20 protein-coding genes are annotated in these 26,245 nt (G+C 71.9%); all 20 read right to left on the bottom strand.

The window, feature by feature from the left end; all coding sequences use genetic code 11:
* Nucleotides 1–552, bottom strand: a complete 552-nt coding sequence (gene rfbC, locus ACIBKX_RS24940) for a dTDP-4-dehydrorhamnose 3,5-epimerase (RefSeq protein WP_363273089.1) — start codon at nt 550–552, stop codon at nt 1–3.
* The gene (locus tag ACIBKX_RS24945) at nt 549–1,769 is read right to left on the bottom strand and encodes a polysaccharide pyruvyl transferase family protein (RefSeq protein ID WP_363273091.1); all 1,221 of its coding nucleotides are present in this window, start codon (nt 1,767–1,769) and stop codon (nt 549–551) included. The genes rfbC and ACIBKX_RS24945 overlap by 4 nt, the downstream gene beginning before the upstream one ends.
* A complete protein-coding gene (locus tag ACIBKX_RS24950; RefSeq protein WP_363273092.1) occupies nt 1,766–2,713 on the bottom strand; it encodes a glycosyltransferase family 2 protein in 948 nt (315 codons plus the stop codon). Before ACIBKX_RS24950 ends, ACIBKX_RS24945 begins: the two co-directional genes overlap by 4 nt.
* Nucleotides 2,710–4,017 carry a hypothetical protein gene (locus tag ACIBKX_RS24955; protein WP_363273093.1) on the bottom strand — a complete coding sequence of 436 codons (1,308 nt, stop codon included), beginning with the start codon at nt 4,015–4,017 and terminating at the stop codon, nt 2,710–2,712. The genes ACIBKX_RS24950 and ACIBKX_RS24955 overlap by 4 nt, the downstream gene beginning before the upstream one ends.
* Nucleotides 4,014–5,288 carry a DUF4910 domain-containing protein gene (locus ACIBKX_RS24960; protein WP_363273094.1) on the bottom strand — a complete coding sequence of 425 codons (1,275 nt, stop codon included), beginning with the start codon at nt 5,286–5,288 and terminating at the stop codon, nt 4,014–4,016. The genes ACIBKX_RS24955 and ACIBKX_RS24960 overlap by 4 nt, the downstream gene beginning before the upstream one ends.
* Nucleotides 5,288–6,310, bottom strand: a complete 1,023-nt coding sequence (locus tag ACIBKX_RS24965; RefSeq protein WP_363273095.1) for an SDR family oxidoreductase — start codon at nt 6,308–6,310, stop codon at nt 5,288–5,290. The genes ACIBKX_RS24960 and ACIBKX_RS24965 overlap by 1 nt, the downstream gene beginning before the upstream one ends.
* Nucleotides 6,311–6,313: 3 nt before the next feature.
* Complete coding sequence (locus ACIBKX_RS24970; RefSeq protein ID WP_363273096.1) at nt 6,314–6,985, bottom strand: PIG-L deacetylase family protein; 672 nt, start codon at nt 6,983–6,985, stop codon at nt 6,314–6,316.
* Nucleotides 6,982–7,776, bottom strand: coding sequence for a glucose-1-phosphate cytidylyltransferase (locus ACIBKX_RS24975; protein ID WP_363273098.1), 795 nt, complete (start codon nt 7,774–7,776; stop codon nt 6,982–6,984). The genes ACIBKX_RS24970 and ACIBKX_RS24975 overlap by 4 nt, the downstream gene beginning before the upstream one ends.
* On the bottom strand, nt 7,773–9,032 hold the full coding sequence (locus tag ACIBKX_RS24980) for a class I SAM-dependent methyltransferase (RefSeq protein WP_363273099.1): 1,260 nt from the start codon (nt 9,030–9,032) through the stop codon (nt 7,773–7,775). The genes ACIBKX_RS24975 and ACIBKX_RS24980 overlap by 4 nt, the downstream gene beginning before the upstream one ends.
* Entirely contained in the window at nt 9,029–10,249 is a 1,221-nt protein-coding gene (locus ACIBKX_RS24985; protein ID WP_363273100.1) for a glycosyltransferase family 4 protein, read from the bottom strand. The genes ACIBKX_RS24980 and ACIBKX_RS24985 overlap by 4 nt, the downstream gene beginning before the upstream one ends.
* A gap of 8 nt (nt 10,250–10,257) precedes the next feature.
* Nucleotides 10,258–11,496 carry an O-antigen ligase domain-containing protein gene (locus ACIBKX_RS24990; RefSeq protein WP_363273102.1) on the bottom strand — a complete coding sequence of 413 codons (1,239 nt, stop codon included), beginning with the start codon at nt 11,494–11,496 and terminating at the stop codon, nt 10,258–10,260.
* A 1-nt stretch (nt 11,497) separates the two neighbouring features.
* Entirely contained in the window at nt 11,498–13,036 is a 1,539-nt protein-coding gene (locus tag ACIBKX_RS24995) for a right-handed parallel beta-helix repeat-containing protein (RefSeq protein ID WP_363273103.1), read from the bottom strand.
* An 11-nt stretch (nt 13,037–13,047) separates the two neighbouring features.
* Nucleotides 13,048–14,991 carry an alginate lyase family protein gene (locus tag ACIBKX_RS25000; protein WP_363273104.1) on the bottom strand — a complete coding sequence of 648 codons (1,944 nt, stop codon included), beginning with the start codon at nt 14,989–14,991 and terminating at the stop codon, nt 13,048–13,050.
* Nucleotides 14,988–17,168: a bi-domain-containing oxidoreductase gene (locus ACIBKX_RS25005; protein ID WP_363273105.1), complete on the bottom strand. Its 2,181-nt coding sequence runs from the start codon at nt 17,166–17,168 to the stop codon at nt 14,988–14,990. The genes ACIBKX_RS25000 and ACIBKX_RS25005 overlap by 4 nt, the downstream gene beginning before the upstream one ends.
* A gap of 17 nt (nt 17,169–17,185) precedes the next feature.
* Complete coding sequence (gene asnB, locus ACIBKX_RS25010; RefSeq protein WP_363273107.1) at nt 17,186–19,120, bottom strand: asparagine synthase (glutamine-hydrolyzing); 1,935 nt, start codon at nt 19,118–19,120, stop codon at nt 17,186–17,188.
* A 3-nt stretch (nt 19,121–19,123) separates the two neighbouring features.
* The gene (locus tag ACIBKX_RS25015) at nt 19,124–20,641 is read right to left on the bottom strand and encodes a Wzz/FepE/Etk N-terminal domain-containing protein (protein WP_363273109.1); all 1,518 of its coding nucleotides are present in this window, start codon (nt 20,639–20,641) and stop codon (nt 19,124–19,126) included.
* Nucleotides 20,638–22,011: a Wzz/FepE/Etk N-terminal domain-containing protein gene (locus ACIBKX_RS25020; protein ID WP_363273111.1), complete on the bottom strand. Its 1,374-nt coding sequence runs from the start codon at nt 22,009–22,011 to the stop codon at nt 20,638–20,640. Before ACIBKX_RS25020 ends, ACIBKX_RS25015 begins: the two co-directional genes overlap by 4 nt.
* Nucleotides 22,008–23,222, bottom strand: a complete 1,215-nt coding sequence (locus ACIBKX_RS25025; protein WP_363273112.1) for a glycosyltransferase family 4 protein — start codon at nt 23,220–23,222, stop codon at nt 22,008–22,010. The genes ACIBKX_RS25020 and ACIBKX_RS25025 overlap by 4 nt, the downstream gene beginning before the upstream one ends.
* 40 nt (nt 23,223–23,262) lie before the next feature.
* Nucleotides 23,263–24,579, bottom strand: coding sequence for a nucleotide sugar dehydrogenase (locus ACIBKX_RS25030; RefSeq protein ID WP_363273113.1), 1,317 nt, complete (start codon nt 24,577–24,579; stop codon nt 23,263–23,265).
* A gap of 82 nt (nt 24,580–24,661) precedes the next feature.
* On the bottom strand, nt 24,662–26,140 hold the full coding sequence (locus tag ACIBKX_RS25035) for a sugar transferase (RefSeq protein ID WP_363273114.1): 1,479 nt from the start codon (nt 26,138–26,140) through the stop codon (nt 24,662–24,664).
* Between the last annotated feature and the right edge of the window lie 105 nt (nt 26,141–26,245).

Here is a 26,245-nt window from a genome sequence, read left to right on the forward strand (position 1 = left end):
TCAACTCTCTATCTGCTGAAGGACCTTGGCGAGGCTCGGCGCCTCCCGGTCCCGCTGGGACATCGATGTGGCGGGAAGCGGCCAGGGAATGGCCAGCTCCGGGTCGTCGTAGGCGATCGTCACGTCCTCGGCCGGATCGTGCGGGCGGTCGATGCGGTACGACGTGTCGGCGGACTCGGTCAGCGCCTGGAAGCCGTGCGCACAGCCCGCCGGTATGTAGAGCGTCCGCTGTGTCTCTCCGGACAGCGCGAAGGAGGTCCAGGCGCGGTACGTCGGCGAGTCCGGGCGCAGGTCGAGGACGACGTCGAAGATCCGCCCGTACGAGCACCGCACCAGCTTCGCCTCGCCCGCGCCGGAGCGCAGATGCAGTCCGCGCAGCACGCCCCGGACCGATCGGGACACGCTGTCCTGGATGAACGCGTTCGGGTCGATGCCCACCGAGCGGACCACGTCGGCGTCGAAGGTGCGGCAGAAGAAGCCGCGTTCGTCGGCGTGCTGCGTCGGCTCGAAGAGGTACGCGCCCGCGATCTCCGGTACTTCGGTCGCTTTCATGGGGTCTCCTGCGGGGTGCGGGCTCGGGTGGCGCCTGTCGCGGGGAACACGCTTGCGGTCACCTCGGCGAATTGCTTCTTGAGTTGACTCGTGGCGATGCGGTTTCGCTCGGCGATGGTCCGCCTCAGCTCCACCGATCGCTTCTCCAACGACCGGAACTGGTCAAGAAGTTGGTCGGCGTCGACCTCGCGGGCCGAGTGGCGGTAGGCGCCGAGTCCCATCCGCTCCATGAGCGCGTCGCTCTTCGCCGCGTAGCTGAGCGCGAGCGTGGGCGTGCCGGACTTCAGCGCGCAGACCAGGTTGTGGTAGCGGGTCGCCACCACGGTCTCGGCGGCCGCCGTCTCCCTCATCAGGTCGGCGAGCGAGGCCGCCTCTGCGGCGGTGACCAGCGGCGAGTCCACCGCGGCGCGGATCGCGGCGACCACCGGCGCGTCGCACGCGTCGCCGGTGAGCAGCCGGACCGGCCTGCCGTCGTCGGCCAGCGCGCGGACGAAGCGGATGACGCCGTCGACGTAGCGCCGGTGGATCTCCGCGGCCTGCGCGCGGTCGTCGTTGCCGCCGTGGAAGTCCATGACGCCGACGCAGACCGTGCCCGCCGGGGACGTGCCCGGGGGCGGCGTCGGCAGGGCGAACGCCAGGTCCGGGTAGACCTCGTCGTGCCCGGTGTCGACGCCCATCGCCCGCATCGCGTCGCGGGACAAGGTGTCCCGGTACGAGCGGTACGCGGCGAGCCGTGCCGACCAGCGCACCAGGGTCCGGGTCGGGCGGTCGCCGATCGCCGCGGCGCCGACCCCGACCAGCGCGACCTTGGTCCGCAGCAGCCGTCCGCTCGCGCAGAGCAGGAACAGCGAGTACGGGAAGCCCCAGGGCCGCAGCGGCAGCGTGGCCTCCAGGACGCCCATGCCCGGCACGATCACCACGTCGTGCCTGCGCACCCAGGCGGCGGTGCGCGGCACGTCGACGAGCTTGCCCAGGCCCTTGCCCGCGATCGCGCCCGCGCGGGACGCGGTCCGGTACTCGCCCCGGTACCAGTGCAGCCGCGTCGCGGGGATGCCGTAGCGGGCCGTGACGGCCTCGGGTCCGCCGCACAGCGCGTCCACGACCGCCTCCGGGTGCTCGGCGCGGAGGTGACCGAGCACGGCTTCCAGAGAACCGTCGTTGCCGAGGTTGCCGGAGCCGAGCAGGCCGAACACCCCTACCCTCACCGGAGGTGTCACGCCTGCCGCCCCTCGCGTCCGGCGACCAGCGCGTCGACGGAGACGGTGAGGCGGGCCGGGTCGACCGGGGCCCGGTCCTCGACCCGCTCCCCCGCGCCCGGCCTGGCCCGGCTCGCCGCCCACTCGATCAGGTGGCGGTAGCAGGCGCGCCGGTCGGCGGCGGAGAGCGGCGCCCGCCGGATCGCCGCGACAAAGCCCCAGACGTACTCGGCGAGCAGTCGCGGCGTCGGGTGCAGCAGGCCGGCCCGGCGCGGGTCGAGGTTGACGCACCGGGAGCGCTTGGACGGGTTCGCCCGCTCGGCGCGGGTCGGGTGGTCGCGGCGGAAGTACAGCAGCTCCGGCACCTGGTGGAACCGTCCGTGCAGGCCGATCTCGGCGACGAAGGTGCGGTCCGCGTGGTGGTAGCTGTTGTGCGGCTTCACGCGGCGCAGCACGTCGGCCCGCATCACCCCGTAGAAGTCGTCGCCGCCGGGCTCGAACAGCATGCTGCGGAAGCGTTCGGGCGCGCGCGGCGAGGCAGTGGCGAGCGTGTACTCGTACGGGACCTTCACGCGCCCGGAGCCGTCGATGACCGCCTGGTCGGCGTGCGCGAGGATCACGTCGGGCCGCTCGTCGAGTGCGTCGACGCAGCGCCGCAGCAGGTCACGGGCGTACAGATCGTCGTGGGACGCCCACTTGAACAGTTCGCCGCGGCACTCGGTGAACACATAGTTGTGGTTCGGCGCGGCGCCGATGTTCCGGGTCAGCCGGATGTAGCGGATGCGGGCGTCCTGGGCGGCGTACTTGCGGCAGATGGCCTCGGTGCCGTCGGTCGACGCGTTGTCGGAGATGACCAGTTCGAAGTCCTCGTAGGTCTGGCCGAGCAGCGCGTCGAGCGACTCGGCGAGGTACTCCTCGCCGTTGTACACGGGCAGGCCGATGCTCAGCCGGGGTTGCGCGGTCATGGTGTCCTCACTTCGGGGATGGGGTTCTCGTGGCCGCCGTCGCGCTCGCGCAGGGCGGAGCGCAGTTGCAGCCACCACACGGCCGAGCCGCAGAGGGTCGCGGCGGCGACGCCCCATGCCGAGCCGGACGTGCCGGCCGCGGCCGCGCCGCCGAGCCCGCCGCCGACGTAGCAGGCGGAGGCGAAGAGCTGGCTGCGCAGGCTGCGCCGGGCGGCGCCGAGCGCGCGGAGGCCGGCCGCCGCGCCCGTGCCGAGTCCGGCGCCCGCGACGCCGAGCGTGACCGGCACGACGAGTTCCGACGCGGCGTGCCAGACGCCGCCGAGCGCGAGTTCGCCGTACCGGTCCGGGACGAGGAGCAGCGCCCCGCCCCAGAGCAGCGCGGCGGCGGCCTGTCCACCGCCGAGGAGCAGGCAGAACCGGCCGAGGCGGTGCGGGGCCTGCCGCAGGACGCGGGCCGCCTCCGCGACGGTGACGAGGGACAGGCCCATGAGTACGGCCATGAAGGGTCCGAGCAGGAGTTCCGCGCCCCGGATGACGCCGACCGCGCCGACGCCGACGATCGCGCCGAGCCCGTACGCCCGCAGTTGGCCGCCGCCGCTGTTCGTGACGTTCTCGATCAGGTACCTGGAGCCGAGGTCGCGGTGTTCGCGCAGCCACTCGCGCGCGCCGGTCGTCCGGGGCCGGATACCGGACTGGAAGCAGCCGTACACCGCGGCCACCGCGGCGGATCCGCCCCAGGCGAGCACGAAGGCGGCCACGCTGCCGACGCGGGCCGCGACCACCATGGCCGGGATCAGCGCGAGGCACCACACGAGGTCGTTGACGAACGCCTTCCGGCCGGTGCCCGCGGCGAAGAACGCGAACCGCCAGGCGTCCTGCAGCAGCAGCCCCGGCAGCACGACGCCGAGGCAGGCGAACGCGGTCCCGACCCGGCCGCCTGCGGCCAGGCCGACGGCCAGACATCCGGCGCCGAGCGCGGCGCCGACGCCGAGCGCGGTTCCGGACGACCGCGTCACCGCCGCCCGCCAGGACGCGGCGGGCACACCGCTGAAGCGCACCATCAGCGGGTCGGTGGCAAGTCCGCGGGAGACGTTGAGCACCACGCCGTAGGTCACCCAGGCCAGGCTGAACACACCGAACGCGGTCAGTCCCAGTGAGCGGGCGACGTAGATCCCCACCGCGAAGTTGGACATGCTGGAGGCCGCCTGGTCGGCGAGGCCCCAGGACAGCCGGCCCGCGATGCCGCGTCTGGCGGATCCGGCCGGTGTCGTCGTCCGCTCCCCCTCGGTGGTCATCGGCGTCATGCCTTGATCAGTCCGGCGCCGCGCAGGGCGTCGGCCGCGGCGGCGACGGTGTCGAACGGCAGCCCGGACCGCTCGGCGACGTCCAGCAGCGTGTGCACGCCGTCGGAGAGGTTGAGCACCCAGAGCATGGCCATCTGGGCCTGTTTGGTGTCGCTGCGCCCGCCGAGCGCGTCGTAAAGACCGCGGCGGCCCAACTGCGGTTCGCCGTAAGGGCTGAGGTTGAGGTAGCGCCGGTTGCGGTCGAGCACGGCGAAGGCCTCGCGGCAGACGGCGAGGGTGTCCGCCATCGCCTCCGGGGAGACGAAGTCCGGGTTGTCCGCCGAGGTGTGGTACTCGGGGTAGCCCGCGTAGGGGGTCCGGGTGAGCGAGCCCACTCCCAGGTCGAAGCCGGGCGAGCAGTACTGCCGCTCGTCGTAGCCGTACGGGGTGAACTCCTTGACGTGGTGCGGGCGTTCGGACGTGGTGAGGACGTGCCGCAACACACGGTCGATCTCGGCGTCGCCGCGTCTGCTCTGTTTGTACGTCAGTTGACCCCGGTCCCCGGCGCAGGCGAGCACCAGGCCGTGTTTCACCCGGTCGATGCGTTCCTTGTTGCGGGCCAGCCAGGTGATCGCCCCGATCGTGCCGGGCGCGAAGATGAACCGGTAGGTGTAGTACGGGTTCCGCTGTGCCAGCGACCGGGCCAGGAACGCCGCGACCGCGATGCCGGCCAGGTTGTCGTTGGCCAGCGACGGGTGGCAGACATGGCAGGAGACGATCACCTCGTCCGGGATCTGACCGGGGATCACATGCTCGGCGTAGGTGAGGTGGCCGTCCGCGAGGGTGGAGTCCACACACACCTCATAGTCGCCGTCCGGCAGCGCGTCCAGGGTCTCCTGCGCCAGACAGAACCCCCATTCCGGCTTGTAGTAACTCGTGCGGTACGGAACCCACTTCGGCTGGTCCGGCAGCGTGTGCAGATGCGCGCGGAGCTCGGACAGCGGCATGGTCCGCGCCACCGGCACGCTGTAGCCGAGCACGTGCAGGCTGGACGCGGCGAAGTCGACGACCCGGCGGCCGCTGGCATCGGCGATGTACGCGTCGCGGATGTTCCACTCCTGCGGCACCGTCCAGTCGAGCACCTGCGTCCCGGTCGCCACCTCGTGCACCTGCAACGGGACGTACTCCCCGACGATGTCCAGGGTCGCGCGCACACCGTCGCCGGTGATGCTCCGGCAGAGCGGGTACAGCCGCTCCACCAGGGCGTGCATCTCGTCGCCGACCGCGCTCATCAGCGCCGCCGCAGGGTGTCGTCGACGGTGCCGGCGTCGGACGCCGCGCGCAGCACGGCGAGGCGCGTGAAGCGGCTCTCGAAGCCCTCCCTGGTCAGGCCGAACTTCCTGTAGGCCTCGGCGAGTTCGAGTGCGCCGCGCTTCACCGTCCACTCGCAGTCGAAGCCGGGGATCGCGGCGCGGAAGCGGGAGAAGTCCACGCGGTACGACCGCGGGTCGGCCCCGGTCTCCCCCGTGATCACCACCTTCGCCCCGGACACCGCCTCGGCGACCTGCTCGGCGATCTCGGCGACCGTGACGTTGTTGGTCTCGCTGCCGATGTTGAACGCCCGGTCGTGCACGGCTTCTTGAGGTGCCGTCAGCGCGGCGGTGAACGCCCGTGCGATGTCGGCGGCGTGCACCAGCGGGCGCCACGGAGTGCCGTCGGAGAGGACGAGGACCTCACCGGACAGCAGCGCGTGGCCCACGAGGTTGTTCAGGACGATGTCGGCGCGCAGCCGGGGCGAGTAGCCGAACGCGGTGGCGTTGCGCATGAACACCGGGGTGAAGTCGGTGTCGGCCAGCTGGTGCAGGTCGTCCTCCACCCGCACCTTGGACTCCGCGTACGGCGTCACGGGGCGCAGCGGGGCGTCCTCGCCGACGAGTTCGTCGCCGCCCGCGGCGCCGTAGACGGAGCAGGTCGACGCGTACAGGAAACGCTGCACTCCGGCGTCGCGGGCCAGCTTGGCCAGACGCACGGACGCGTGGTGGTTGATGTCGTAGGTCAGTTCCGGCGCCAGCGATCCGAGCGGGTCGTTGGAGAGGGCCGCCAGGTGGATCACGGCGTCCACCCCGGCCACGTGGTCGGCCGTGATGTCGCGCAGGTCGACCCGCTGCCCCGGCGGGTCCGCGGGTGCCGGGCCGAGGACGCAGTCGGCGAACAGGCCGGAGTCGAGGCCGACGACCTCGTGTCCGGCGGCCGCCAGGACCGGGGCCATGACGGTGCCCAGGTAGCCCTGGTGTCCGGTGAGCAGTACGCGCAAGGTTCATTCCCCCTGGTTGAAGGTGCCCAGATCGAGCGTGAGTTTGGTGACGGCGAACGCCTCGGCGTAGCGCGCGTGGCATTCGATGCCGCGGATGCGGGCGAGGCCGAGGAAGGCCTCCCGGTCGTACCAGGGCCGGTGCCGCTGCGACGGGTAGTGCTCCTGGAGCAGCCGGATCTTGTCCTCGGCGATCTCGGACGACAACGGCTGGTACGCCGCCGGGCGGCCGAGGTCGCCGTCCCATTTGACGATCTCGTAGCCGAGGACCATGTGGTCGCGGAACGCGGTGGGCATCAGCCGCGCCAGGCTCCGGTGGTCCTGGTGCGCGTCGTCGGTGCGCGGGGCGAGGACGAGATCCGGCTCGGTCCGCCCGCGCAGTTCCTCGACGGCCGCCTTGGCCTCGTCCCAGTGCACGGGCATCCGGCCGTCCGGCAGCTTGAGCACGGTGAGGCGCAGATCGGCGTCCGGGCAGCAGGCGGCGAGCGCCGCCTGCTCCTCCTGCTCGCGCTCCGTGCCGCCGCCGGAGAGCACCAGCGCGTCGACCCGGAGACCGGGCCGCGCGCGGCACAGCGTGAGGAGCGTGCCGCCCGCACCGATGGCGATGTCGTCGCAGTGCGCGCCCACCGCGACGATCCCGGCGATCCGGTCCGGGGGTCCGGCCCCGAGGCGGATCACGCCCTCGCTCCGGCGGCGTCCCGTTCCCATACGGCCCACGGCCGCTCGCCCCTGGCGTAGGCGGCGTCCAGCGCGGCCCGTTCCTTCACGGTGTCGGTCGGCTTCCAGAAACCGCGGTGCTGGTGCGCCACCAGGCGTCCCTGCTTGGCCAGTTGGGCGCATCCGTCGGCGACCAGGTCCCCGTTCTCCGGGATGTGGTCGAAGACCTCCTGGCGGAGCACGAAGTAGCCGCCGTTCTCCCACAGCGGCATGTCGCTGACCGCGGTGATGCCGCCCACCAGGCCGTCCTCACCAAGGTCCACACAGTGGAAGGAGGACTGCGGCGGCACCACCATCATCGACGCGCCGGCATCGCGCCCTGCGAACCGGTCGATCATCTCCGGCAGCGGGGCGTCGGTGAGCACGTCGGCGTAGTTGGCGAGGAACATCTCGTCGCCGTCCAGGTGGTGCCGCACCCGGCGCAGGCGTTCCCCGATCGGCGACTCGATGCCGGTCTGCGCGAAGGTGATCGTCCAGTCCGAGATGTCGGTGGAGAGCAGCTCGGTCCGGCCGCCGCGCAGCACGAAGTCGTTGGACGTCGTCTCCTCGTAGTGGAGGAAGAAGTCCTTGATGTGGTGGGCCCCGTAGCCGAGGCAGAGGATGAACTCCGTGTGCCCGTAGTGCGCGTAGTAGCGCATGACGTGCCAGATCAGCGGCCGGGGTCCGACCATCGCCATCGGCTTGGGCACATCGTCTGCGGCTCCGCTGCGCATGCGCATCCCGTAGCCGCCGCAGAACAGGACGACCTTCATGCTGTGACCTTTCTCGACGCGACCTCGACGATGCTCAGTTCCGGGATGGGGAAGACCAGCCGGCCGCCCCATTCGTGGACGAAGGACAGCTGCTCGACCAGCTCGTCCCGCAGGTTCCACGGCAGGACGAGGACGTAGTCCGGCCGGTCGGCGGCGATCTGCTCGGGCGGCAGGATCGGGATGCGGGTGCCCGGCGTGTACCGGCCGTGCTTGTAGGGGTTGCGGTCGACGGTGTACGCGAGCAGGTCGGGCCGGATGCCGCAGTGGTTGAGCAGGGTGTTGCCCTTGCCCGGCGCTCCGTAGCCGACGACCGTCTCGCCGCGCTCGGCCGCCCCGATCAGGAACGTGAGGAGGTCCCTGCGCACCTTGGCGACACGGGCGGAGAACTCGGCGTACCCGGTCAACTCGCCGAGACCTGCGGCCTTTTCCCGTTCCAGTACGTCGGCCACCTGCCGGGACGGTTCGCCGGCCACCTCGGCGGGCCTGGCCCAGAGCCGGATGGAGCCGCCGTGCGTGGGCAGCAACTCGACGTCCACGAGGGCGAGTCCGCCGCTTTCGAGCGCCCGGATCGCGGAGGCTACCGTGTAGTACTGGAAGTGCTCGTGGTAGATCGTGTCGTACTGGTTCTCCTCGATCAGGGTCAGCAGGTGCTGCACCTCGATGGAGACCCAGCCGTCGTCGGCGACCAGGGCGCGCAGCCCCTGCGTGAAGCCGACCACGTCCGGGATGTGCGCGTACACGTTGTTGGCCACGACCAGGTCCGCCGGGCCGTGTTCGGCGCGGACGTCGATGCCGGTGGCCGGGTCGAGGAACTCCGTGAGCGTGGGCACGCCCGCGTCGCGCGCCGCGGCGCCGACGTTCACCGACGGTTCGATGCCCAGGCAGCGGATCCCCCGGTCCACCACGTGCTTCAGCAGGTACCCGTCGTTGCTCGCGACCTCCACCACGAAGGCTTCTCTGTCCTTACGGTCGAGCCCCGCCCGCTGCACGGCGTCGGCGACGAACGTCCGCGCGTGCTCCACCCAGGAGGTCGAGTACGACGAGAAGTACGCGTACTGCGTGAACGTCTCCTCCGGCGTGATCAGCGGCGGGATCTGGGCCAGCCAGCAGTCGGTGCAGACCCGCAGGTGCAGCGGGTAGGCAGGCTCCGGCTTGTCCAGTTGGTCCGCGGCGAGAAAGCTCTCGCACGGCGGCGTCGCCCCCAGATCGACGACGCTCGCCAGCGCCGCCGAGCCGCAGAGTCGGCATCGTGTCATCTACTGCCCCCCATTGATTCCGTTGATTCCGCCCGGTCCGCGATCACCCTGCGGTACTCGTCCTCCAGGCGCCGCAGCCCGACGACCGGGCTGAAGTTCTGCTCGTAGCGGCGTCGGGCCGCACGGCCCAGCTCCGCGTTGCGGGCCGGATCGGTCGTGATCCGGCGCAGGCACGAGGCGAGCGAGGCGTGGTCGCCGGGCCGGTGCAGCAGCCCCGTCACCTCGTCCTCGACGAGTTCGACGAAGGCGCCGTGCCCCGCTGCGACGGACGGGACGCCCGCCGCCATCGCCTCCGCGACCACCAGCCCGAACGTCTCCAAGGCCATCGACGGAGCCACCACGGCGACCGACCGCGCCACCGCCTGCCGGACCTCGGCCGGATCGAGCAGGCCGACGTGGCGCACGTCGTCGCGGCCCGCGGCCCAGGCGGCCACCTCCGACTCCAGCGGCCCCGCCCCGGCGAGCACGAGCGGCACGCCCAAGCCGCCGTCCGCGGCGACCACGTCCCACGCGGCCATGAGCAGCCGCAGCCCCTTGGCCTCCGCGAGCCGGCCGAGGAACAGCAGCTGCTCCCCGGTGCCGACGCGAGCAACCCCCGGCTCGGGCACGAAGTTGTGCTTCACCACCAGCCGCTCGGGCGGCATGCCGGACCGCACCAGGACGTCGCGCTGCGCCCCGGAGATGCAGAAGAACCGCTCCACCCCGGACCACCAGCGCCGCCGGTTGACCGTCTGGCTGACCGCGAGCGGCACGGTCGCAAGACGGGAGTTCCGGTAGCAGCCGTGCCGGACGGCTGGCAGCGACGCCTTCGAGCCGACGCATTCGGTGCACGCCCTGCCGTCCCGGTGCAGCGTGCCGGGCGGGCAGACCTGGGTGTAGTTGTGCAGCGTGGCGACGGCGGGTACGCCCTCGTCGGCGCAGGCGGCGAGGACCGCGGGCGACAGGAGCGGGAAGACGTTGTGGATGTGCACCACGTCCGGCCGGTCGGCCCGCAGCCGCGCGGCGAGCTCCTTGCGGACGGCCGGGTTCCACGGCACGAGGAGCGGCACGGCGGCCTTGCGGGGCAGAGACCGCCCCGCGATGTCGTCGCTGCGCCGCTCGAACATCTCGACCCGGTGGCCGGCCGCGCGCAGCAGCCCGGCCTCCTGGTCGACGACCACGTTCTCTCCGCTCGGCTGCGACGAGGAGTAGCGGTTGTGCACCACGAGGACATGCATGCTCGGGATCACCTCCTGGCCCATCGCGGGACACGTCGTCGGGGGGTGGCGGGCGTCGGGACGGGCGTGGCCGTCGAGAGGGCGGGGACCGCGGCGGGCGTCGCGAGCAGCGAGGCGGCCAGGGCCAGGTGCAGGAGATACGGCGAGGCGTCGCCGAGGCCCGCCTCGGTGTACGAGGAGATCGCGACGTAGCTGATCAGGAAGAGAGCGCAGGCCCTCGGCAGCGACGGCGGCCGCAGCAGCGCGACCCCGGCGAGGACGATGACCATGGCCGCCACGAGGGTCACGCCGATCCGGCCCTGCTCGTTGTAGACGGCGAGCCAGCTGTTGTCGATCGGCAGCCCGCCGAACGACTTGTCGCCCAGGCCCATGCCGAACAGTTCCTCCGCGGTGCTGCGGGGCGCGGCGAGCAGCGCGTCCCAGACCTTGGCGCGGCCGGTGAGGCTGGTGAAGTACTCCTTGCTCTGTCCCCGCAGGAACCACGACTGCAGCGCGGAGGCGAACCCCACCGCGGCCACCAGGGTCACCAGGACCGCCCAGGCGAAGAACCGGCGGGCGGCGGCGCTGGTCAGGACGAGCGAACCGATCGCGAGGACCAGGCCGATGAGCATGCCGACGGTGGCCGTCCTGGTGTGGGTCAGGGCGAGCAGGACGAGCGACGGCACGATGATCAGCGCCGCGCTGCCCTTGGTGGTCCTGCGGCCCAGGAGGAGCAGCACGGTGAGCCCGATGATCACCGCGGCGTACTGTCCGATCTGCGGCGGGGTGAGCGGCCACAGCGCGCCGACGAGCCGGCCGCCGTATGTCTCGGGCAGGGCGGCGCCCGGCGAGACGGCCAGGCCGGCGGCGGCGGTGCCGAGCGCCACGAAGTAGATCCGGATGTGGTGCCGGACGAACGTCAGGCTCCCGTCCCACCAGCGGCTGAGCAGCCACAGCGTGCCCACGAAGAGCGCGAGCCGGGCGCACCGGAACAGCGCGCCGAACCCGACCTCCAGGTTCGCGCTGGAGATCACGCTCGGCACGAGCAGCAGCGTGAGCAGGAACAGGAAGGCGCTGGCCCGGATGCGGGGCCGCGGATTGAGCGCGAGCGCCAGCGCGAACGCGGCGACCAGAGCGCCCATGGTGACCATCTGGATGAGGGAGCGGGGCAGCGGGATGATCGTCTTCGCCCCGGCGGAGCCGAGGGTGTTGAGGGCGAGGAGCGCCCAGACGATCCCGACGGCCTTCGGCGTGTGTTCCGTACCCATCTCAACCACCGTCCCGTGGCCGGAAGGTGCTGCCCTTGTCCTGCCGGTATGGCGCGTCCTGCCACTGCCCGCGGTCCAGGCTCTGTTCCGTGTCGACGGCGACGAAGCTCCACGGTCCGCGGTACTCGTTGTCGTGCCAGCGGTTGCGCTGCTTGTGGGTGATCGCCTCGGCCACCCGCTTGCCCTTGTACGGCGACCACTTCGGGTAGGTGCCGTAGTTGGAGAGCAGCGCCATGCGTCCGCACCGCGTGGTGCATTTGACGACGGAGGGGTCCAGCAGGAAGCGGTTGTCGTGGATGTCGACCCGCTGGGTCTTCCACCGGCAGTCGGCGTAGAGCGGCGCCGAGGCGATGCGCGGCTTCGCGCAGCGGTCGAGGTCCTTCACCAGCAGGGTGCAGTATCCGGTGGAGGTGTTGGCCGGGCTGTTGCAGAACCGGTCGGCGTTCTCCCACAGGGTGATGCCGTTCCAGTTGTCCTCGAGGACGTTCCGGTAGATCTCGATCTTGTCGGTGCGGGCCTTGATCCGTGGTTCGCCGCCGGACTCGGACACATAGACGGTGGCGTACGGGAAGTTGTCGCCGCGCTTGGCGGACTTGCGGCCCTCGACCCAGTTGTTCCGCCGGATCGTGTTCTTCCGGATGACCGCGTTGTAGCTGGTCTCATACATCAGCGCGGCGCCGTCGTTGGCTTCGAGGAGGTTGCCCTCGATCAGGAAGTCGTTGTTGTTGTTGTCCGCCCACAGGCCGACGCCGCGGTTGTCGTGCACCCAATTGCCGCGTACCTCGGCGCCGTTGACGGACCAGAACTTGACGCCTCCGGTGCAGCCGCAGCCCGGCTTGCGCCGCTCCCAGTCGTCGGTGTTGTTGCCGACGATCTCGTTGTCCTCGACCACAAGACCTCGGATGGTGTCGCCGGTCTTGTACGCGTTCATTCCGTACTGCCCGTTGTCGCGCAGGCAGTTGGCGCGGACCTGCTGGCGGACACCGGCCATCAGTCCGGCACCGGAGTTGTACTGGATCTTCGAGTGCTCGATCACCCAGCCGTCGGCCATGTCGTGGTTGACGACGCCCTCGTCCGGCGGCGCGGCGAAGCGCTGCACGGTCAGATGGCGGATGGTGACGTCGGGGGCGCTGCCGCTGAACGCGTAGTTGTTCTTCTTGCCGCCGTCGAACACCGCGCCCGGCGCGCCGAGGTAGCGGTTTCCCTTCTTGGCGACGACCTGGGCGTAGCGGTCCGGCTCTAGCCGGTGCTTGCCCGGTCGCAGCCAGAACGTGGTGCCCGGCGGGCTGCTCTTGGTCTTCTCCGCCAGGTCGCCGACCACCTTGGGGTCGACGGTGACCGCGCCCTTCGGCGCCTTCGCGGGTCCGGCCGCGGGCTTGGCGCACACGCGGGCCACGGGTGCGGCGGGCGCCTTGGACGCGGCGGGCCCGCCGGTCGGCTCGGACCCGGCGTCGGACGTGCTCGTACAGCCGGTCGCCGCCAGCAGGATCAGCACCAGCGGTGCCGCCGGCACTGCCCAGTGCCGCCACTTGTTCCCCACGCGTCTCCCCCCTAGCCGCGGAACCTGAGTACGGTCGTGAACCCCTCGACGCCGTCGGCGAAGCCCGTGCCGACCAGCGTCGTGGTGGGTTCCTTGCGCCCGAAGCCCGCGGAGTACCAGCCCAGCGGCGGTTCGGTCTCGCCGCGGTGCGCCCGCCAGGACAGCTGGCCGGGCAGGTCGAGCACCGCGGAGCGGTCCTCGCCGTCCCGCGTCCAGGTGAGCAGCGCCCAGTTGCCCACCAGGTCCGCGGCGATGGCCGGGCCGAGGTGGAACGCCAGGCACACGGCCCCGCCCGGGCCGCGCACCTCGTCGACGACGCGCAACTCCTGTGTCTGGGCGGTCAGTTCGACCCGGCGGCGGTGCACGGAGCGCTGGTAGCCGTCGTGCTCGGCGCACCAGCGGGCCACTCCGGCCTCGGAGGTGTCCGCGTCCAGGACGCGGCTGCGGGCGTGCCGGGTCCACAGGAACGGGCCGCCGGAAGCGGACTGGTCGCCGCCGTCCAGTTGCAGGGTGTTGTGGCCGAGGGTGGACCGGAAGTACTGCCGCCACTCGGGCTGCCCGTGGTAGCAGTACGTCCCCGGATCGGCGAGCACGTCGACCCCGTCGTGCCGGACCTCCACGGACAGCGCGTCCGCGTGGGCGTGCGCGGCGATGGCGAGGAATCCGTGCGGGCCGCCGTCGCAGCGGCACCAGATCTCCTCGGGGCCGCGCAGGATGGTCAGGCCCGCGTCGGCGAAGTGGTCCGGTCGGCTCGCGGGGCGGGCCACGGAGAGTTCGGCGGGCTTGATGAGCGCGGCGAGGAGCGGGGTGCGCACATCGGTGCCGGTCACCGCGGGCCACCAGGCGAGCCGCCCGAACACGGCGTCCCCGGTGGTCAGGAGCGAGCCCCAGCGGTCGGTGCCCGCGCCGTCCACGACGAGGCCGTGTCCGTCGTCGGCGTCGCCCTGGCGCGGCGGCCGTAATCGGTTGTCCACGACGGCCGCGAGCGCGTCGGTCATCCGCAGCAGCACCAGCCGGACCGACGCGGGGACCGGCACCCCGGCGGCGTCCGCCTCGGCCACCGCGGCCAGGCCGAGTTCGAGGACGAGTCCGTGGTACTCGGTGGCCAGCTCGCGGTTGAGGCCGGATTCGAAGGTGTTGGCGCGCAGCTGCCGTTCCAGGGAGCGCAGCGCACCGGTCCGCCAGCGCGCCGACGAGGGGAACCAGCCGAAGGCGCAGGCAGCGGCGAACTGCCCGGCGGCCTCCGCGATGACGTGGTTGTTCGCCGAGGTGCCCCGGCTGGGGAAGGCGGCGAGCCAGCGCTGGTGGTGCCAGATCTGGTTCAGCGCCACCGGGTTGTCCTCGAAGAGGGCGGCGGCACCCGGCCAGCCGTCGAGCAGACGGCGGACCCATACCCAGGAGAGCAGCCGGATGCCCAGCTCGATGCCGCTGATCCAGTGCACGCCGCGCAGCGGCGGGTTGGCCGCCCACCACAGCCGCAGATGATCGGCCACGCGCTCGGCGTACCGCTCGTTCCCGGTGATCGCGTAGGCGGCGGCGAGCACGGTGAGGTACTGGTGCCGGGACAGCTCCCAGATCTGCTTGATGTCCCCGACCGCCTCCTCGTTGCGGTACGGCACGTCGAAGGCGTGGCCCCACGGGGCCCTGCGCCCGGTCTTCGGGTCGTACCACCAGTCCGGGTCGGCCAGGTCGTCGCGGTCGACGCCGAAGTACTCGACGTGCCCGGCCAGCAGCCGGTCGGCCTCGGCGATGAGCCGCTTCGCGGCGTCCGGCGGCACCGCGGCGAGCGTCCCGGCGGGCAGCACCGCGGTGAACCGGGCTCCGGTGACGCTCGGGCAGTGCGGCCGCGCCGCCCGCCAGCGCCGTCTGCGCACGGCGTCGCCCACCCGGCCGCCGACCTCGCGCGGCCCCATCCGGGACAGCCGGCGCACGTACCAGCCGGGAGTCATGGTCATTCGGGCCTCGCCAGCGTCACGGGCACGCCGCCGGCCACACCGGTCCGCACGGCGAGGGTGGCCGCCGTGGTGGCGACGAGCGACTCCAGCGGCACCGGCATCGGCCCGCCGGTCCGCACGGCCCTGACGAACGCGGCCAGCTCGGCCTCCTGGCCCTTGTCGCGGGCCTTGGGCAGCCGGGAACTGACCCACCGCTTGCGGCGGCCGTCGTACACGGAGGCACGGACGAAGTCGTCGAGCCGCAGCACCTTGCCGTCCGCGACGAGATCCAGGGTCTCCTTGGGGAAGCCGGGGGCGCCCGTGGTGACGTAACTGATGGTGGCCGTGGACCCGTCCGGGTAGCGGAGCACCACCTGGAGGTCTTCGCTGCCGGGGGTGGCGACCGCGTACGCCGAGACCGGGTCGGAGCCGAGCAGCCAGCTCGCCGTGTCGATGAAGTGCCCGCCCTCGCCGGCGAACCGCGTGCCCTCGGTGCTCTGCCGGAGGTACCAGCTGCCGTGCTGCAGCCGGCCCGCGTTGACCAGGTAGCGCAGGCTGGCCGGGCCGGTCAGGGCGCCGAACCGCTGCCGGGCCTCCCGCAGCAGCGGCGAGAACCGGCGGTTGAAGCCGATCTGCAGCCGGTCGTTGCCGGACTCCTCGACCGCCGCGAGTACGGAGGCCAGCTCGTCCTCGGTGAGGGCGAGGGGCTTCTCCACGAACACGGCCTTGCCGGCGAGCAGCGCTCTGCGGGTCAGTTCGGCATGCGAGCTGTGCCGGGTGACCACGAACACCGCGTCGACGGACTTGTCGCCGAGCACGGCGTCGAGATCGGTGGTCGCAGCGGCGAAGCCGAACTTCCGCTTGGCGTTGGCCGCGGACAGCGCCGTCGTGGTGACGACCGTGGACAGCTCGACGCCCTCGCGCTGGGTCAGGTGCGGAAGCAGCATCGACGTCGCGTAGTTGCCCGCGCCGACGAACGCCAGGCGCACCGGCGACTTGACTGCCCCGGCCACCGGGCACCGCCGCAGGCTCACCTCGGGCACGGACACGACCAAGTCCCCAGGATTCCCCGCGTGTTCGGGGTAGCGGAACAGCACGGCCACGGCCTTGAGTTCGCCGTCCTTCAGGCTCTGGTACGTCTCGACGGCGTCGTCGAAGTCGGCGACGCGGGAGACCAGGGGCTCCACGTCGACGCGGCCGCGGGCGACCAGGTCGAGGAAGCACGCGAGGTTGCGGCGCTCGGTCCAGCGCACGTAGCCGATCGGATAGTCCCGGCCCTCGATCTCGTACTCTGGGTCGTACCGTCCCGGCCCGTACGAGCGGGAGAAGCGGACGTCGAGTTCCTTCTCGTAGTACGCGTTCCACGGCAGGTCGAGTCGGCATTTGCCGATGTCGACGACCCGGCCGCGGTCCCGGCAGAGCTGGGCCGCCAGTTCGACCGGCTGATTGCTGCCGCCGCCCGCGGCCAGGTACACCTGGTCGACGCCGTGGCCGTCGGTGAGCTCCTCGACGGCCGCCTCCACGGCGGCGGACACGGGGTCGCCGCAGGCCGCGGCGCCGAGCCGCTCGGCGAGTTCACAGCGCACCGGGTCCGGGTCCATCCCCACGACACGGACTCCCGACGCGGTGAGGAGCTGCACCACCAACTGGCCGATCAGCCCGAGGCCGATGACCAGCGCCACGTCGCCGAGCTGCGGCTCGCCGCGGCGCACGCCCTGGAGCGCGATCGACCCGACGGTGCCGAAGGCGGCGTGCCTCGGTGCGAGGCCGTCCGGCACGGGGGTGTAGAGGTTCTTCGGCACCCAGTTCAGCTCGGCGTGCAGCGCGTGCTCGTTGCCCGCGCAGGCCACGAGGTCGCCGACCTTCACGTCGTCGATGCCGGCGCCGACCTGTTCGACGACGCCGCACAGCGAATAGCCCAGCGGCGTATAGGAGTCCAGCTTGCCCATCACCTTGCGGTAGGTGGCGGGCACCCCGTTGGTGGCGACGCTCTGCATGACCTTGGCCACCTGGTCGGGGCGGGAGCGGGCCTTGCCCACCATCGACATGCCGGCCTCGGACACCTTCATGAGCTCGGTACCGGTGGAAATCAGCGAGTAGGCGCTGCGGACCAGCACGCCTCCCGGCTTGCACGCCGGCTCCGGCACGTCGAGCACCGCCAGCTCGCCGCTCTTGTAGTTCTGCACAACTTGTTTCACCCGAACTCCTGTTGTTCCTAAGCCGATGTGCGAGCGCTCCGGCCGGAGCCGGAGGTCGCGCCGCGATACCAGTACTCGAGGGTCAGCACATGCCACAGATGCTTGGAGAAGTCCCGCTGCCCGGCGGCGTCCTCGGCGACGAGCCGGCGCAGCGCGTCGCGGCGCAGGAACCCGGAGCGGACGAGTTCGCCGTCGTTGATCACCTCGCGCACCAGCGGCGCGAGATCCCGGCTCATCCAGGCCCGCAGCGGGGCGCTGAACAGTCCCTTGGGCCGGTAGACGATCTCCCGGGGCAGTACCGAGGTGGCCGCCTCCTTGAGGACGGCCTTGCCCTGCCGCCCGGCGATCTTGCGATCGCCGGGGAAGGCGAAGGCCGCCTTCACCACCTCGACGTCCACGTACGGCACCCGCACCTCGGTCGACGCGGCCATGCTGGAGCGGTCCGTGTACGTGAGGTTCAGCCCCGGCAGGAACATCCGGGCATCGCCCAGGCACATGCGGTTGACGAAGTCGTCGAGGTCGTTGTCCTCGTACGTGTCCGCGTGTTCGGTCAGTACGTCGTCGACGGTCCCGGCCAGGTCCGGGTCGATCAGGGCGAGCAGTTCCTCCTGGTCGTACATGGTGTAGCTGCGCCGGAACGCGGTCTCCTCCGGCAGCTCCGCGAAGGAGAGGAACCGTTTCGCGAAGCGCACCGACCGGTAGCCCCGGCGGGCCGACGCGACCGGCAGCCGGTCCACGGCCGCGGACACCCCGCGCCGCAGGGGCCGCGGGACGCGCTGGTAGCGCAGGGCGATCAGGTTGGCCAGGTGCTTGCGGTACCCGGCGAACAATTCGTCGGCGCCCATCCCCGAGAGCATCACCTTGACCCCGGCCTCGCGTGCGGCCTCGCAGATCAGGAAGGTGTTGATCGCGGCGGGGTCGCCGATCGGCTCGTCCAGGTGGTACGTCATGTGCGGCAGCAGGTCGAGCACGTTCGGGGCGATCTCGATCTCGTGCAGATCGACGCCGAACCGCTCGGCCACCTGCCGGGCGTAGCGCAGGTCGTCGGGCATCGCCTCGAACTTGGCGTCCTCGGCGCGGAATCCGATCGTGTAGGCGGAGATGCCGGGCTGGTGGCGGGCCGCGAGCGCGGTCAGATAGCTGGAGTCGAGCCCGCCGGAGAGGAAGGTCGCCACGGGTACGTCGGAGAGCAGATGCCGCCGGGTCGACTCCTCCACGATGGCGGCGAGGTCCGGCCGCTCTCCGTTGCGGGCCCGCTCCTGGCCCTCGGCCGCGACGTCCTTCAGCCTCCAGAACCGGCCGCGCTCCACCCGGCCGTCGGGGCGGCAGCGCAGCCAGCTCCCCGGCGGCAGCTTCTCCGCCTCGCGGAACGCGCACCGCGAGTCCGGCACCCAGTAGTAGAGCAGCGAGGCCACAAGGGCCGCGTGGTCCACCTCCAGCGTGCCGCCGGTCGCGGTGGCGAGCGCCTTGAGCTCGGAGGCGAAGGCCAGGCCCTCGCCGCGCCGCAGCAGAAAGAGCGGCTTGATGCCCAACTGGTCGCGTACCAAGACGAGTTCGCCGGTCCGCTCGTCGAAGATCCCGAACGCGAACATGCCCCGTAACCTCGGCAGGCAGTCCGTGCCCCAGCGCCGCCACGCCTCAAGCACCACCTCCGTGTCGGAGGTGCCGCGGAAGCGCACGCCGGCGGAGGCCAGCTCGGCGCGGAGCTCGGGCGCGTTGTACAGCTCGCCGTTGTACGTCAGGGCGAGGCCGTCCTTGACCATCGGCTGGGCGCCGGTCTCGGACAGGTCGATGATCGCCAGGCGGCGGTGCCCCAGCTGCACCTCGCCGTCGCCGACGGGATGCCCGTACCGGCCCGCCCCGTCCGGGCCGCGGTGGGCGAGGGTTTCGGTGAGCCGGTCGGTCACCGCCTTCCCGTCCGGCCAGCGGTAAGTGCCCGCGATGCCACACATGGCCTACCGCCCTTCCTGGTCGTTGTCCGCACCTCGTGCGGCCCACATCGGCTGCCGCTCGGTCGGCCGCGGGCCCTTCCCGTTCTGCCGGGCCTGCCGCTCGCCGTGGCCGCGCGGCTCATGCGCCCCGTCCCACAGCGTGCCGTCGGTCCGGTCACGCGGATCGGGGTCGATCAGCACCACGCCGACCACCGCAATGCGCTGGTCCGCGAGCTGGCGTGCCACGGTGTGCAGCCAGGCGGCGCTGCCGTGCCCGGCCCGTACGACGAGCACGGTCTGGGTGCCGAGGTACTGGAGGTCGGTCCACGCGGTGCCGGGCGCGACCGAGCCGACGCCGAGCCTGCGGTCCTGCCGGGACACGGCGGCGGCGCGCTCGCCGCTGACCACGGCGGGATCTCCCGGCCGCTGGCGGCGGCCCGCGAGCTGCGGGCCCGGCAGACCGTCGACGATCACCACCGGCCCGTCCGCCGCGAGTACCCCGGCGAGGTCCACGGCGATCGTGCTGGTGCCGCGCGCACAGCCCAGTTCGAGAAGCGACAGCGGTTCCGTGGAGCCGCGTGCGGCGCGGGCCAGGATCGCGGTGAGCCGTTCGCGCGTCACGCGTGTCCGTCGGCGCTGCCACAACCTGCCCGACCGGTGGGGCAGTTCCGCGATGACCGAGGCGCCCAGGTTCGCGGCGATGTCCCGGCGCAGCACGGGGCGGTCCGCCACCACGGCACGGACCGCGGCCAGCGCGAGCCCTATGACGAGTCCGAGGGCGAGCCCGATCCCGGCGTTGGTGGCGGCCGACTTGGGCAGCGAGTGCCGCACCGCGCGCGGCGCGTCCACGATCTCCGTGCCGGAGATCACTTTGGGCGTGCCGACGCGGGCCTCCTCGGCGCGCTGGGCGAAGTCGGCGATCCGCGAGGTGAGTTCGGCCCTGCGGGCGAAGAGCGTCTCGATGCTCGCCGACTCCTCCGAGTCGCCCTCCGGCGATCGGCCGCCGATCTCCTCGTTGACCTCGGCGAGTTCGTCCCGCATCCGCTCGCGCTGGTCGAGCAGCGCCTGAGCCTCGGCCTCGGCGGTCGCCCGCATCCGCCGCACATGGTCCGCGACGAACGCGTCGGCCAAGGCCTTGGCCCGCGCGACCGCGTCCGCGTCGCTCTCCCCCGTCACTTCGATCTGCAGCAGGTTGTTGGTCAGGCCGGTGCCCCGGTAGTCCGCCATGAAGTCCTCGGGGTTCTCCGAGGAGTTGAGGGACTTCAGGGCCTTCTCGGCGATCCTCGTGGTGCCGAGGACCTCGACGTCGGTGCGGATCAGCGTTCCGGTGTCGTTCGGCTGGTCCTCCGCGTGTGCGACGAGCACCTTGGTCACCGCGCTCGGCGGGGGCGGCTTCAGGACGGCCAGCGCCGCACCGGCCAGCAGGCCGAGCAGTGCCATCGCGCACCAGAGGCGGCGGCGCCTGCGCACCGCCACCACCAGTGCCTGCAGATCGAACAGCGGAGCGGCCGCCGGCGTCTGTGTGGTCGTGCTCGTCGTCACGCCGGACCTCCCGTCGCGTGGCCGCGCGCCGCGAGCGCCGGGGTGGCCTCGTCCGGAGAATGGCCTGCGGAACCCTTCGCGCCCGGGCGGTCCCGGACCGTGCCCGCGACGACGACGCCCACGAGCTCATGCCTGGCGTCCGCGCAGGCCCCGGCGATGCCGGTCAGCTCCTCCGCGGTCCAGTTGCCCGCGCCGAGCACGACGAGCGCGCCGGACTCGGTGTCGCGGTCCGGCACCATCGGCCGGTCCGCCGACACCTCCACGACCCGCGGCAGCAGCTCGCTCCTGGCCTCGGCGACCAGCTGCGCCGCGGCCCGGCGGGCGATCTCGTCGCCGTGCGGTACGACGACCAACAGCCGCCGGGGGGCGGGTACTTGCTCCCGGAGGCGGGCGCACACCCGCCGGTAGCGGATCCGCCGGCCGGCCTCGTCGACGGACCGCTGCGGGGTCGGTACGTCCCACTGGGTGTCGGCACCGAGCAGCCGGCGGATCCGGGTGCGCGAGGCGCTGCCCTCGGGCCGGTGCGCGGGCGGTTGGCCGGGTACGTCGACGGTGCCGATGAGCTTCGAGCCGAGCGCCGCGGCGATCTCCGGCTCGGAGCGCAGCCGGCGGTTGCCCCGCGCGGCGGTGAGATGGCCGACCACCGCGGACAGGAAGAACAGCAGGGCTCCGCCGCCGACGAGCTGGGTCCGCGTCGGCGGCGACTCGCCCGTCGGGCGGGCGGCAGGGCCCATGACGACCAGTCCGGCCTTGTCCGACGCCGGGTCGGCCTCCTCCAGCTTCTTCATGGCTTCGTGCAGCGAGGTGCGCAGCTTCTCCAGTTCGGTGCGGGCCTGCACGCTCTCCACGGACCGCCCCGGATCGGCCGCCTCGGCCAGTTCGGTGATGCGGCGGTCGGTCTCCTCCACCTTCTTGCGCAGCGCCTCGGGCCCCTTGGCCTTCGCCGGGTCGGTGCCGCCGCCCGCGATCCGCGCGGCGAAGGCGACGAACTCCTTGGCCACCTGGTCGGTGAGGCGTTGCGCGCGCTCCGGGGTTTCGGCCGTACCGGAGATCTTGATGATGTTCCCGTCGGCGGCCTTGGCGCTCACCTGGTCGCGCAGCTCACCGCCGCCGACGCCGGACCAGCCGAGCGCGTCGGCCGCCCGGTCGACCACCGACGAACTCGTCGCGATGTCCACCTGGGTCAGCAGCTCGCGTTCCTCCCACTGGCCCGGCAGCAGCACCGACGCCGACGTCGTGTACCGCGGCGGGAACACCATCGAGACGCCGTACCCGACGAGCGCGCCCACCAGGGCGAGCGCGGCGAGCAGCCGCCACCGCCGGCGGAAGATCCGCCCGATCGTGGCCAGTCGTATCGTGTCGTCGTTCAACGCCGCCGCCCCCTACGCGCCCGGACCGGCCTGCCCGGCGTGATCCGGGTGCGGTCGTCGCAGGCGGCCTCGTAGGCGGCGAGCAGCGACGCCTGCGAGTTGCGCCAGGAGAGCTGCCCGCCGATCCGATCCCGGCCGGTCTCGCCCATCCGGGCCCGCTTCTCCGGGTCGTCGAGGAGCAGGGCGACGAGCTTGGCGAATCCGGCCTCGTCGTTGGCGGGCGCGTAGACGGCGGCGTCACCGGCGGAGACCCGCGCCTCCTTCAGGTCGAACGAGACGATGGGCCGGCCCATCGCCATGTACTCCAGGACCTTGTTCATGGTCGACACGTCGTTGAGCGGATTGCGCGGGTCGGGCGAGAGGCACACGTCCGCGGTGGACAGGTACCGCACCAGGTCGGCGTCCGGGATGCGTCCGGTGAACCGCACCTGCTCGTCGAGCCCGAGCCGCCGGGACAGTTCGACCATCGCGTCGAAGGCGTCGCCGGAGCCGACGAACACCGCGTGCCAGTCGGTACGTCCGAGCTCGTCGCGCAGCTTCGCGAGCGCCCGCAGGGCGTAGTCAACGCCGTCCTGGGGGCCCATGACGCCTAGGTAGCAGAGCAGATGGGGCTTTCCGTTCTTCAACTCCGGTTCGGGCGGCACCGGTTGGAAGCGTTCGGTCTGGGGTGCGCTGCGCACCACGAACACGTCCTCGGGGCGCTGCCCGCCACGGCTCACCGCCACGTCGCGGTAGCTCTCGTTCGTGGCGAGCACGATGTCGGCGGCACGGTAGGTGAGCCGTTCCAGGGCGCACACGCCGCGGTAGAGCAGGTCCTCGCCGCGGTCGAACCGGGAGAGGTACAGCTCGGGGACCAGATCGTGCTGGTCGAAGACGAACCGTGCGCCGCGCCGCTTGAGCCACAGCGCGGGCAGGAACAACAGGTCGGGCGGATTGCAGGCGTGGACCACGTCGACCGGGCCGACCTTGCGGGCGAGCCGTGCCGTGTGCCAGAGCGCCGAACCGTACTCCCGCAGATAGCCGGCGGGCCCTCCGGTGGCCGCGCGCAACGGGTAGCGGTGGATCCGCACCCCGTCGATCTCCGCCTCCGGCTCCGTGTCCCGCTTCTCCCCGCGCGGACAGATGACGTGCACCGTCCAGCCCGCGTCGCGCAGGGTCGTGCATTCCTGCCACACCCGCCGGTCGAACGGCACCGACAGGTTCTCCACCATGATCAATGCGCGCCGGTTCGACCCGGCGCCGCTCTTTGCGTTACCAAGCAAGGCCCATGTACCCCGGTTCGGTCCGGCGCGTCTCGGCGTCGGGAAGGTGGACTAGATCGACGATCACCGGGCCCGCGCCATGCGGCAGCGCCGCGACGACCGCCGGGTCCCTGGTCCCGACCAGGCACACCTCGGCATGGTCGAGCACTTCCTCGACGGAGTCGGCGAGCAGCTGGGCGAGGTGCGGGAGGCGGGTCTCGATGTACTCGCGGTTGGCGCCGAGCAGCCGGGAGACGTTCACATTGGCGTCGTAGATCTTCAGGTCGTAGCCCTTGCCGAAGAGTCTCTCCGCCAGCTCGACGAGCGGGCTCTCGCGGAGGTCGTCGGTGCCGGGCTTGAAGGAGAGCCCGAGCAGGCCCGCCCGGCGCTTCCCGGTGCGCTCGACCAGCTCCACCGCGCGCTGCAGATGTGCGGAGTTGGAGGGCAGCACATGGGACAGGATCGGTACCGACACGTCGGCGCGCTGCGCCGCGTGGATCAGGCTGCGCAGGTCCTTGGGCAGGCAGGAGCCGCCGAAGGCGAAGCCCGGCCGCAGATAGGCGGGGCTGATGTTCAGCTTGCGGTCGGCCAGGAACACGTCGATCACCTGGTGCGAGTCGACGCCGAGCGCCTGGCACACCGCGCCCAGCTCGTTCGCGAAGCCGATCTTGAGGCCGTGGAACGCGTTGTCCGCGTACTTGATCGCCTCGGCCGTGGGGACGGGCACCCGGAACACCTCGCCGGGCAGTCCGTCGTACAGCTTCATCACCGCGTCGCCGCTGGCCGGGTCGAGCTCGCCGACGACGGTCTTGGGCGGGTCGAAGAAGTCCCGCACGCTTGTGCCCTCGCGCAGGAACTCCGGGTTGACCGCGACCCCGAAGTCCACGCCGGCTGTGCCGCCGACGTACTTCTCCAGGATCGGGACGAGCAGGTTCAGACAGGTGCCCGGCAGCATGGTGCTGCGGAAGACGACGGTGTGCCGCCCGTTCCGCTCGGCGAGCGCGGCGCCGATCTGTTCGGTGACCCGCTCCAAGTAGGTGGTGCACAGGCTGCCGTTGGGCTCCGACGGCGTCCCCACGCAGACCAGGGACACGTCGCTGCCCAGGATCGCCTCGCGGACGTCGCCGGTGGCGCGTAACGCGCCGGTTCGCACGGCCTCGGCGACCAGGTCGCCGATCCGCTCCTCGACCACCGGCGCCTTGCCGTCGTTGACCAGGTCGACCTTCACCTGGTTCACGTCCACGCCGATGACCTCGTGCCCCAGGCTCGCCAGGCACGCGGCCGACACACAGCCCACGTAGCCGAGCCCCAAGACGCTTACCCTCATGATCCGTTCCTCCCCCCAGGCATGCCCTTCCGGCCTGCCTTCCGTACGCCGGTCGGACTGTTGAACCGAAGACCCCCACCCATCAGTAGGCCCCCTGGCCCTGGAGCACCGCGCGCAGCGTCTTCCACAAGATCACCGTGTCCAGGGCGAGCGACCAGTCCTCGACGTACCGCAGGTCGAGGCGGACCGCCTCCTCCCACGACAGGTCGCTGCGTCCACTGATCTGCCACAGGCCGGTGAGCCCGGGCTTGACCAGGAGCCGCCGTCGGATGTCCGGTCCGTACGCCGCGGACTCCTCCGGCAGCGGAGGCCGCGGGCCGACGAGCGACATGGACCCGGCCAACACGTTGAAGAGCTGCGGGAGTTCGTCGATCGAGTACCGGCGGAGCACCGCCCCCAATCGGGTCACCCGGGGATCCCTGCGGAGCTTGAACAGCAGCCCCGCGCCTTCGTTGCGATGGGCCAGCTGGGCGCGTGCGCGCTCGGCCCCGGCGACCATCGTGCGGAACTTGTAGATGGTGAACTCGCGGCCGTCCTTGCCGACCCTGCGCTGGCGGTAGAACGCGCCGCCCCGGCTGTCCGCGAGGACGAGCAGCCCGACGAGCACCATCAGCGGCGCGAACAGGATCAGCAGGATCGCCGCCCCCATCCGGTCCACGACTCCCTTGACCGCCCGGCGGCCCCCGGTGAACGTCGGCATGCTGACCCGGAGCAGCGGAATCCCGAGCACCGCGTCGACGTGCAGCCGCGGTCCCGCCACTTCCATCAGGACGGGGGCCACGACCATCTCGGCGTCGCTGCCCTCGAGGTTCCAGGCGAGGCGCTGCAGCCGGTCCGGTGACCAGTGCGGGTCGGGTGTCACCGCGACGACGCGGTAGCCGTCGCGGCGTACGTGCGTGGCCACCTCCGCGAGGCGTCCCACGACGGGCACCCCGTCCAGCTGGTCACCGTCGAGTTCGAGGCCGTCCGCCATGCACACCCCGTCCACCCGCCAGCCGAGGTGCGGGAACTTCCGGGCCCGGGTGATCAGATCGCGCACGGTGGCCGGGCTCCCGGCGGCGAGCACCGGTCTCAAGCACCGCCCCTCCTTGCGCTGCCTGTGCAGCCAGAGGCGGAACAGATACCGCTCGGTCATGGTGAGCAGCGCGATCGCGGGGATCGCGACGAAGATCCAGAGCTTGATGTTGCGCGAGGTGAGGGCGATCCCGCCGAGCGAGAGCACGACGACCGCGGTGAACAGCGAGCGTCCGAGCCGCCGGAACTCCTCGGCGCCCTGGCCGAGTACGGCCGGGGCCCACGACCGGTTCACCGCGAGGGCTCCGAGCACCAGGAGTTCGGTGCCGAAGGCCAGGATTCCCCACTTCTCATGCCAGTTGGCCGCGTCCCTGGCCCCGAAAAAGATGCCGATCGACGCCACTACCATCGCGGTGGCCACCGTGTCGCCGGTGATCACCGTACGGCGATAGCGCTGTTCCCAGTCGATCGCGGGCCGGCCGATCGTCCCGTTCCCCAGACGCCCGCGCGCCGACGAAAACGGGTCGACTAATTCCCCCTGCTGCACAGGACCCCCCAGGTCACCAGTGGTACGCGCCCAACACTGCTTCTCCCCCGGGAGGCTCCCCCGCCTCCCGCGCCGCACTGTTCTTCCCCCGGGAGGTCCCCACCT

This window comes from Streptomyces sp. NPDC050658 (assembly GCF_044457025.1).
Lineage (GTDB): Bacteria > Actinomycetota > Actinomycetes > Streptomycetales > Streptomycetaceae > Streptomyces.

Coding starts and splice junctions, on each gene's coding strand:
- ACIBKX_RS24975 (WP_363273098.1), bottom strand. CDS start 7,776: ATGAAGGTCGTCCTGTTCTGCGGCGGCTACGGGATGCGCATGCGCAGC.
- ACIBKX_RS24990 (WP_363273102.1), bottom strand. CDS start 11,496: ATGGGTACGGAACACACGCCGAAGGCCGTCGGGATCGTCTGGGCGCTC.
- rfbC (WP_363273089.1), bottom strand. CDS start 552: ATGAAAGCGACCGAAGTACCGGAGATCGCGGGCGCGTACCTCTTCGAG.
- ACIBKX_RS25025 (WP_363273112.1), bottom strand. CDS start 23,222: ATGGTGGAGAACCTGTCGGTGCCGTTCGACCGGCGGGTGTGGCAGGAA.
- ACIBKX_RS24980 (WP_363273099.1), bottom strand. CDS start 9,032: ATGACACGATGCCGACTCTGCGGCTCGGCGGCGCTGGCGAGCGTCGTC.
- ACIBKX_RS24985 (WP_363273100.1), bottom strand. CDS start 10,249: ATGCATGTCCTCGTGGTGCACAACCGCTACTCCTCGTCGCAGCCGAGC.
- asnB (WP_363273107.1), bottom strand. CDS start 19,120: ATGTGTGGCATCGCGGGCACTTACCGCTGGCCGGACGGGAAGGCGGTG.
- ACIBKX_RS24960 (WP_363273094.1), bottom strand. CDS start 5,288: ATGAGCGCGGTCGGCGACGAGATGCACGCCCTGGTGGAGCGGCTGTAC.
- ACIBKX_RS24950 (WP_363273092.1), bottom strand. CDS start 2,713: ATGACCGCGCAACCCCGGCTGAGCATCGGCCTGCCCGTGTACAACGGC.
- ACIBKX_RS25000 (WP_363273104.1), bottom strand. CDS start 14,991: ATGACCATGACTCCCGGCTGGTACGTGCGCCGGCTGTCCCGGATGGGG.
- ACIBKX_RS24955 (WP_363273093.1), bottom strand. CDS start 4,017: ATGACGCCGATGACCACCGAGGGGGAGCGGACGACGACACCGGCCGGA.
- ACIBKX_RS25030 (WP_363273113.1), bottom strand. CDS start 24,579: ATGAGGGTAAGCGTCTTGGGGCTCGGCTACGTGGGCTGTGTGTCGGCC.